We start from the raw sequence: 2,154 nt of genomic DNA, 5'->3' as shown, positions 1-2,154 counted from the left end.
GTCTCCCCCTTCACCGCCGGGCGCCGCGCCGCGCCCGCGCGCGCTCAGAGCCCGAGGCGCTTCGCGACGATCTCGTTCATGATCTCGTTGGTGCCGCCGCCGATGCCGAGGAGGCGGGCGTCGCGGTAGTGGCGCTCCACCTCGGACTCCCGCATGTAGCCCATCCCGCCGTGCAGCTGCACCGCCTCGTGGACGACGTGCTCGCACGCGTAGACGGCGGTGTTCTTCGCGTACGCGGTCTCGGTGAGGACGTCCTCGCCGGCGGCGTGCCGTTCGGCGACCGACCGGGTGTAGGCGCGCGCCACGTCCACCTGCCGGGCCATCTCGGCGACCTTGTGCCGGACGAGCTGCCGGGACGACAGCGGGCGGCCGAACGTCTCGCGGTCCCGGATCCAGCTCAGCGTGAGGTCGAGGCAGCGCTGCGCGGTCGCGTACGCCTGGACGGCCAGGGACAGCCGCTCGGTGACGAAGTTCTGCACGATCTGCAGGAACCCGCTGTTCTCCGCGCCGATCAGGTTCGCGGCGGGCACCCGGACGTCATCGAAGGCGAGTTCGGCGGTGTCGGAGCACTGCCAGCCCATCTTCCGCAGCGCCTTGGAGACGGTGAAGCCGGGCGTCCCCTTCTCGACGACGATCAGCGAGATCCCGCCGAAGCCCGGTTCGCCGGTGCGGACGGCGGTGGTGACGAAGTCGGCCCGCACGCCGGAGGTGATGAACATCTTGGCGCCGTTGACGACGTAGGCGTCTCCGTCGCGGACGGCGGTGGTGCGGATGCCCGCGACGTCGGAGCCGGTGCCGGGCTCGGTGACGCCGAGCGCGCCGATCTTCTCCCCGGCGAGCACGGGCCGCGCGAACCGGTCGATCAGGTCCTTGTCGCCGGACGCGATGAGGTGGGGGAGGGCGATGCCGTGGGTGAACAGCGACGCGACGACACCGCCCGATCCGCCCGCCTGGATGATCTCCTCGGCGACGATGAGCGCGTCGAACAGCTCGCCGCCCGAGCCGCCGGCCTCCTCCGGGAACCCGGCGCCGAGGATGCCCGCGTCGGCGGCCCGGCGGTGCAGGGACCGGGGCAGTTCCCCGGCGTCCTCCCACTCCGGCAGCGACGGGACGATCTCCCGCGCGGTGAAGTCGCGGACGAGCTCGCGCAGCGCCGCGCGCTCGGGGGTCTGCCAGGGGTTCAACGCGCCCTCCTCGTGATTAGAACGAGGTTCGGAATCTAGCAGCCTCCCCCGGCCGCCACCTCCGCGGGCGCTCCCGGCACGCGCTCCTAACGGGCGCCGTGCCCGTCCTCGGCGGGGATCGCGGTGAGCTCGCCGATGTGCCGGCGCAGGATCGTCCGCATCTCGTCCGGGCCGGTGCTCTCCGGCTGCAGGACGGCGTGCAGCGTCAGCCCGTCGACCAGCGCGTGCACCCGCGCCGCCTCCGCACCGATGTCGAGGCCCGGTCGCAGGACGCCGACGCGGCCGGCCGCCTCCAGCACGCGCACCGCGATCGAGCGCAGGTCGTCGTGCATCTCCCGGGCGAGCGGCCGCAACTCGGGGCGGGTGCGGGCGCCGACGGTGAACGCCAGCCACACCTCGGCCTCCTCGCGCCGCTCGGCGTCCAGCGGCAGCAGCTCGGCGAAGAGCGCCTCCACCGTCGCGACGTGCTCGGCGGGAGGGGCCGCGGGGTCGGGGACGGCGAGCCGGCCCGCGCGGCGCCGCATCCGCTCGCCGGCCCGCTCGGCGAAGTACCGCATCGCGAAGATCATGATGTCGGCCTGGCCGCCGAAGTAGTGCCGCACGGACCCGATCGCGAGGTCCGCCTCGGCGGCCACGTTGCGCAGCGACGCCTGCTCCAGTCCGTCCCGGCGGGCGACCCGGAACACGGCCTCGGCCACCTCGCGGCGCCGCGCCTCGGGATCGACGATCTTCGGCATGGGCCCTTTATAGCATGCCCATGCTACGCTGGATTTAGCACGCGCAAGCTAAAAACGACCGAAGGGGGAGACGTGCACCAGGTGATGGACCTCCTGCTGATCCGGTTCGCGATCGTCGTCGGCGGGATCACGCTGCTGATCATCGCCGGGTTCACCGCGGCGATCGCGCTGAAGCGGCGCGGCCGGCTCGGCCAGGCCCGGCGGCTGCTCGAACCCGCCGTCCGCGCGTGGGC

General features: G+C 73.3%; 2 protein-coding genes. Both read right to left on the bottom strand.

Translation table 11 applies throughout. The features are described 5' to 3' along the window. Positions 1-44 precede the first annotated feature (44 nt). Positions 45-1,184 carry an acyl-CoA dehydrogenase family protein gene (locus ABZ914_RS37375; RefSeq protein ID WP_500199098.1) on the bottom strand — a complete coding sequence of 380 codons (1,140 nt, stop codon included), beginning with the start codon at positions 1,182-1,184 and terminating at the stop codon, positions 45-47. A gap of 86 nt (positions 1,185-1,270) precedes the next feature. Further along, positions 1,271-1,921: a TetR/AcrR family transcriptional regulator gene (locus ABZ914_RS37370; protein WP_500199096.1), complete on the bottom strand. Its 651-nt coding sequence runs from the start codon at positions 1,919-1,921 to the stop codon at positions 1,271-1,273. Positions 1,922-2,154: the final 233 nt, after the last annotated feature.

Origin of the sequence: Spirillospora sp. NPDC046719, from assembly GCF_040645715.1 — a bacterium.
Taxonomy (GTDB): Bacteria; Actinomycetota; Actinomycetes; order Streptosporangiales; family Streptosporangiaceae; genus Spirillospora.
This window is presented reverse-complemented; position numbering and strand designations above follow the sequence as displayed.

Coding starts and splice junctions, on each gene's coding strand:
- ABZ914_RS37370 (WP_500199096.1), bottom strand. CDS start 1,921: ATGCCGAAGATCGTCGATCCCGAGGCGCGGCGCCGCGAGGTGGCCGAG.